At 28.5% G+C, this 7,329-nt stretch carries 3 protein-coding genes; all 3 read left to right on the plus strand.

All coding sequences use genetic code 11. From position 1 onward, the window contains the following. Positions 1 to 60: 60 nt before the first annotated feature. The 3 genes from I6U48_RS07280 to I6U48_RS07290 all read left to right on the plus strand — a co-directional run bounded on the left by I6U48_RS07280 (position 61) and on the right by I6U48_RS07290 (position 7,296). A complete protein-coding gene (locus I6U48_RS07280) occupies positions 61 to 666 on the plus strand; it encodes a DedA family protein (RefSeq protein WP_218319755.1) in 606 nt (201 codons plus the stop codon). A 246-nt stretch (positions 667 to 912) separates the two neighbouring features. Beyond that, positions 913 to 4,995, plus strand: a complete 4,083-nt coding sequence (locus I6U48_RS07285; RefSeq protein ID WP_218319756.1) for a PDDEXK-like endonuclease domain-containing protein — start codon at positions 913 to 915, stop codon at positions 4,993 to 4,995. A 150-nt stretch (positions 4,996 to 5,145) separates the two neighbouring features. Beyond that, the gene (locus I6U48_RS07290) at positions 5,146 to 7,296 is read left to right on the plus strand and encodes a DNA methyltransferase (protein WP_218319757.1); all 2,151 of its coding nucleotides are present in this window, start codon (positions 5,146 to 5,148) and stop codon (positions 7,294 to 7,296) included. Positions 7,297 to 7,329 lie beyond the last annotated feature (33 nt).

Here is a 7,329-nt window from a genome sequence, read left to right on the forward strand (position 1 = left end):
TGAAAATAACAATTTAGCAAACTTGTATCATCTTTTATAAATTTAAGAAGGGAATTTAATATGATAGAAAGCTTAATAAATATAGTTATTTTAGTTCTTGATAAGCTAGGGTATTTTGGAACATTTTTAGGAATGGCATTGGAGAGTGCATGTATTCCGATACCAAGTGAAGCTATACTTCCTTTTGGAGGATATTTAAGTTATACTGGAAGACTTAATCTGTATTGGATGATAATAATAGGTACCATAGGAGGAACAGTAGGATCAATCGGAGCATATTTACTGGGCAAGTATGGAGGTAGACCTTTAGTTGAAAAGTACGCAGATAAGTTAAGAATATCTAAGTCAAAAATAGAAAAAAGTGATGAGTATTTTAACAAGTATGGAGAAAAAATTGTATTCTATTCAAGATTGTTACCTATAATAAGAACTTTTATATCCTTACCAGCAGGTATAAGCAAAATGGATTTTAGAAAGTTTACTATATATACTTTTTTAGGATCATTAATATGGAGTATAGTGCTTGGATATGTTGGGTATAAGATGGGTGAAAATTGGATAGCAATACGTCCATGGTTTCATATTGCAGACATTGCTGTGGCAATTGTAATACTTGGATACATAATATACATAATTGGAGTAAAATTCAAAAAAAATAATACATAAGTTAAGGAACTGTCCCAAAATAGATTTGATATATAGCATGTTGAGATTTAAATTTAAAAGTCTATTATGTTATATGGTGCATTTTTATTTTGAGACAGTTTATTTTTTCTTTAGAAATAAGTCTAAAAAAACTGTCATTTAGATATGAAATATGTTTAACGAAATTTTTGAACAATACCTCCTTTAATGGTATAATTTTACATATAAGTAAATATATTTATAAGATGCATTATGGGGGGAAAAATAATGGATTATAAAAATAAAGTAAGACAAGTGTTTTCTTATTTACTAAATGTTAAAAATCTAAGTGAGAAGATAATAAGAACTATTTGGGATTATGAAAGTATATATTGGGAAGAAGAACTTTGTAAGGCTGTTGGATGCATTGTTAATAGAAACAATAGTAGGGAATTTTGGCTCGAGGTAAGCAAAAAAAATAAGCCTTTGTATGAACAGTTCTTTAAATTTTATCTAGAACTTCAAAAAAGATCGGAAAGTATGGAAATTGTGTGGGGACATGGACTTATAGCTTGGAATTTTAATAATGAGAATATAATTCATCCTCTTTTAACAACAAGGATGAGATTAGATTTTAATGCTGTTAATAATGTATTTAGATTAATTCCAGAGGGCAAGACTATTGTAGAAGCTAACATATTTGAAGGAATAGATATTCCAAATGCCTATAGCATACTCAATATGGAAAAAAAAGTAAAAAAAATTAATATAGATCCAAGAAATTTAGAGCAAGTAGAGGAGATTTTAATAGAAATAGCTTCATATCTAAGTCCAAATGGAAAGTTTGAAGAGAAGAATACGCCATTTGATAAGATTGTTTTATCAAATGAACCTATAATTTATAATACGCCTGTAGTTTTAATGAGAAAGAATAATATGAGGTTATGGCAGTTAGAAGTTAATAGCATAATCAATGGAATAGATAATGGACAACCTATACCGGAGACTGTTAAAGCTTTAGTTATAGATAAAAAAATAGAACAAGATAAAGAGGTTTTAGAAGAATGGAAAAGTGTAAATAAAGATATATTATTCCCACTACCAGCAAATTATGAGCAAAGAGAAGTAGTAAAAAGAATATGCGAAAATTATGGTGTAGTAATGCAAGGTCCCCCTGGTACGGGAAAGAGTCATACAATTGCTAATTTGATATGTCACCTACTGGCACATGGAAAAAAGGTGCTTGTAACAAGTCGTTCAGATAAGGCCTTAAAAATTTTATTTGATAAAATACCTGAACAGATAAGACCACTGTGCATGAGTGTTTTAGGGAATGACATAGAATCATTGAAAAAGCTCAATGAGACAGTAAAAAAAATATCTGACAATCTTTCAGTAAATCCGGAAAATTTATATGAAGAAATTAAGGAACTAAAAGCAGAATTGGATAATTGTAGAAGGAAAGAAAATAATTTATATAATAAATTTAAAGAAATTCAAATGGTAGAAAATGAAACTATAAGGTATGATAATCAGCAATATAAAATCATGGATATGATAACTTGGATAAAAAATAATGAGGAAAGGTATTCGTGGATAGAAGATGAGATTAGTTTAGATAAAAAGATGCCTATATCAGAGATAGAGTTTGAAAGATTAACATTTTTACTAAGTAAGATATCAAAGGAGGAGAAGAAAAATTTTGATAGATTAAGTGTTATGGTGGACAAACTACCTGCTGGAGAGGGAATATGTCAAAAAATACTTAGATTTAAGGAGCTAAATAAAGAATACGAATATTATCTAAGATATATAGAAGGTTGGAGAATCCCCAGCAAAAACAACTGTAATTATGATAAGCTTTTGCAGCTGTTACTCAAGTGTAAAAGTTCAATACAGGAATTGAAAAAAGGCATATTCGGTGATGTATTCACTAAATATTACAGTAGCAAAATAATTCATGATTCTATAATTGATTTAATGCATAAGGGTAATGAGTATATGCTAATGTTAAGAAAAATAAGAAATGAATTGAGAAATCATAGTATACAGTTACCTGAGAATATTGATATGGACAAGCTTGGTAAAGATTTTGATATTTTATATGAAAGTATAAACTCTAAAAAGCATATAAGTAAGTTTTTTAAGTTAACTCATCCAGAATACAATTATATAATTAAGGAGTGCATTGTAGATCATAAGGCTCTTGAAAATCAAACTCAAGCATTTGTATTAAAGTTATATATTCAAGAAAAGTTTATAGTCAGAGATTTAAAAACGTTATGGAATAACACAGTTACAGAGTATGGAAAAGATTTATTAAATTTTAATGTAAATAATCTTGAATTATTTGAACTAGAAAACTATATCAAATATATAAACAATATAGTCGATTGGGACAAAAATTATAAAAGAGAGGTTATAGGTGCACTGGGAAAAATAATTACCCCTGAAAATATAGATTGGCACAGGGAAGAAAGCTATGACTACTTGATAGAATGTATAAAGTGTATAAAGAATATAGATGAAACAAACAAATTGAAAGCTTATATTGAAATTTTGAAAAAACTTATATTGGTTACAGGAAATTTAGAGAATCTATATAACGCTGTTGAATCATTGGATATAAATGCAATTAAAAAGGCATTAAAAGATATTGATAAATTTAAAATAACCAAAGGAAAATATTTAGAACTTAATCACCTTATATCAAAGTTAAAATTAGAATGTCCGTTAACTTCAAGTAAGATACTCCAGCAGTGGGATAATGCTATAAAACTTTTTAGAGGATGGTCAAATGCTTGGAAATATGCTCAGTGGAAGACATTTATAGAAAATACTCAAAAGTTAAATTATGATCCAATTGAAGAAGCCATATCTGAGGAAAAAGAAAATGAGAAAGTATTGATAAAAGAATTGGTAGCAAAGAAAACTTGGTACAATCAAATATTAAAAACTACAGAAAGTAAAAAAAGAAGTCTCTTTGCTTGGATGCAAGCAGTAAAGAGAATTGGCAAGGGTACAGGTAAAATGACTGCTGATTATAGAAGAATTGCGCAAGAGGAAATGGAAAAATGTAAAGAGATAATTCCTGTGTGGATTATGCCTCTAAATAGAATTATTGAAAACATAAAGCTCTCAAAAGATTTATTTGACGTGATAATATTTGATGAAAGCAGTCAATGCGATATATTTTCTATTTGTGCACTAATGAGAGCAAAAAAAGCCATTATAGTTGGAGATGATAGACAAATATGCCCAGAAACTATAGGTGTAGATCAAAGTTTTATACAAGGATTAATTAATAAGCATTTAAGAACTATTCCACATAGAGAATGGTTTGACCTTCAAACTAGTTTATATGATACAGCATTGAGAGTATTTCCTAATAGACTAATGCTTAAAGAACATTTTAGATGTGTTCCAGAAATCATTAGTTTTAGTAATGAACTTTGTTATTCTGGTGACATTAGACCTTTAAGGTATCGCAGTTGTTGTGAAGCTGTATATCCTCCTATAGTAACAGTTAGAATAAAAGATGGCTTACGCGAACTAGGTAAACCGATAAATTTAAAGGAGGCTGAATATATAGTAAATAAAATAGTAGAGTGTTGTGAGAATAAGTTATATGAGGGAATGACCATGGGCGTTATATCTCTTCTAGGAGAGGCACAAGGCGAATTGATAGAGAATATGATAAGGGAAAGGATAAGTGAAGAAGAAATAATAAAAAGAAAACTTATATGCGGAGATGCTTATTCATTTCAAGGAGATGAGAGAGATATCATGTTTTTATCAATGGTCATTTCTAATAATGTAAAGTTTACAGCATTAACTAAGGAATCAGATATAAGAAGGTTTAATGTAGCTGCAAGCAGGGCTAGAAATCAGATGTGGTTGATACATTCAATAGAATTAGAAGATTTGAATTCAGAGTGTGTTAGATATTATTTATTAAATTACTGCTTGAATTATGATAAGCTGGATAGAACTTATAAAGATTCAAGCTATATAGTTGAAAAAGGATTTAAAAAGGAGGTTTATATAATACTAAAAGAGAAAGGATTTAATGTAGTTCCTCAGGTAAGGCTAGGAAAATACAAGATAGATTTTGTTTTAGAGGGACTAGAGAGCAAAGCGGCAATTGTGTGTGATACTGGTGAGTCTAATGAAAATCATAATTGGGAGGAGTATTTAGAGATTAAATTGGATTTAGAGAGGATAGGATGGACTTTTTTTAGAATAAGATGTAGTGAATTTTACTATAATCATGACAAAACTATTGATAAGTTGTTAAGAAAGTTAAAAAATATTGGTATTGAACAATATAAAAATAGTAATTTAATAGAAGAACAACTAAAAGTAGTATAAATTATATTTAAAATACCCCTTATTACATTTATAATTAGAGATAGATGACTTATATGTTTAATGATATATTTTTGTGCAGCTATAAATCTGCAGAAAAGTAATCACAAATTTTCCTTAGAAATATATTATTTTGTATAAGGGTGATTGAGTATGGTAAAATCCATAAGCAGCAATATTCCTATAGAATTTATATCAAAAATATCTAAGAAAGAAGCAAATAGTAGAAAACCAATATATCAAATACACAAGTGGTTTGGGCGGAAGACAGATGCTATTTTTAGAAGTATTCTTCTATCATTAGAATTAGAAAAAGGTGAAATTAAGAACTTTCAGGATATATATTACACAAATAACCAAGAGATTTTAAAAGGAAAAATAATATTAGATCCGTTTATGGGTGGTGGAGTTACGTTAGTTAATACCTTGAGACTTGGTGGAAAAGCTATAGGCATAGATATTAATCCGGTTGCTTGGTTTATAACTAAAAATGAACTTCAAGTGCCTAAGAATGATGATGCAGACCTAGATGAAGAAATAATAGAAAGGCTAAAGATTGAATTTAAGAGGATAGAAAATAATATAGGTAATGAAATAAAGGAAGCATACACAACAAGTATTTATGATTCTAATGAACATAAAACTGTTGATATAATGTATGTTATTTGGGTTAAAAAAGCTAGGTGTCCTAAGTGCGGTAAGTATGTAAAATTATTTCCTAGTCATGCTATTACAAAATTGAAAAGAAAAAGTTTTGAAAATTACAATATATGTCCTAAGTGTGAAGGAATAGTAAGAGGGAATGATAAGGTTTTAGTATGCAAAAAATGTAATCATAAGTTTGATAAAAATATAGGTAACTATAAAGGACGAAGTTTTATATGTGATAATTGTGGAACAAAGTGGAATTTGATAAGAGATGTAATGAAGAAAAGAAAAGCCCCGCTTGCCGCTGAAATTTATGCAATTCAATATTATGATTCTGAAACTGGTAAGAAAGGTTTTAAGGTGCCAGATAAAGATGATTTAGATAAATATAATCATATAGAAGAGAAGATAAAAAGTTCAATAGACTTAATAGATAACTTTACGCCCCAAATACGAATTCCAGAAGGATATAATACTAAACAAATTAAAAATCACAATTATAATTATTGGAGCGAAATGTTTAATCACAGACAATTATATTATTTAGCAAAACTTTTAGAGGAAATAAATAAAATTAAGGATGTAAGAGTTAGAGAGCTCTTCTTGTGTATGTTCTCGAATACTGTAAATGCAAATAATATGTTTTGTATGTATAATTCACAGTGTGGAAAAATAGAGCCGTTATTTGGAGATCATCATATGGCTCCAGTGATGAATCCAGTAGAAAATAATATATGGGGTACAAGATTTGGGAGAGGAAGTTTTATTAAGTATTTTAAATCTTTTTTGAAAGGTAAAAAATTTAACATTTATCCTTATGAGAGAAAAAGCATAAATGGAAAGAATAATAACATAATATTGGAAGAAGAAAAGTTTTGTGCATATTTTACTGATAATTTTGAAGATTTAATAAGGGCGGATAAAAATATAATGTTAAAGTGTAGTAGTGCTGAAAATCTATCTTTTTTACCAGATAGATCTATAGATGCAGCAGTTACGGATCCACCTTATTATGCAGCTATAAACTATAGTGAAATAAGTGAATTTTTTTATACTTGGGATAGACTTATACTTAAAAACACGTATAGCTGTTTCAAACCAAATCATGTGGCATTTAACAATGAAGTTACTGTAAATGATGTAAGAGGAATAACAAAGGAGGAGTTTCAATCTAAGTTAACTAAGTGTTTTGGAGAAATTAGAAGAGTATTAAAAAAGGAGGCTCCATTAATTCTCACGTATAACAGTAGTACAGCAGAGGGATGGATATTGCTATTAGATGCATTAATTGCATCAGGCTTTATTATAGAAAAAACTTACCCAATTCATACAGAATTAAGAGCAGGACTTATAGATAATAGAAGAGACAAAATGAATTATGATTTAGTGATAGTTGCAAAAGAAAAAATTGATTCTAATTTAGAAAGTATAAGAATCAATAAGTTTATGAAAGATGTAAATACAGAAGTTGAAGATGTATGTACAGAATTAAACGATGAAAACCTAGCTTTTTTAGATAAGCTTTTGATTAAGGTCGGTAAGGTTTTTGAAATATATTCTATGTATTGCCCTAATATATATAATGATAGTACTATAATAACTGCTAAGGAGATACTAGAATATATTTATGATATAGATTTCCATTGTAATGTATAAAAATCAAAATATTATGTAAATAATAAATCCTAG

The sequence above is a fragment of the Clostridium thailandense genome (genome assembly GCF_019207025.1).
GTDB classification, from domain to species: domain Bacteria; phylum Bacillota; class Clostridia; order Clostridiales; family Clostridiaceae; genus Clostridium_AM; species Clostridium_AM thailandense.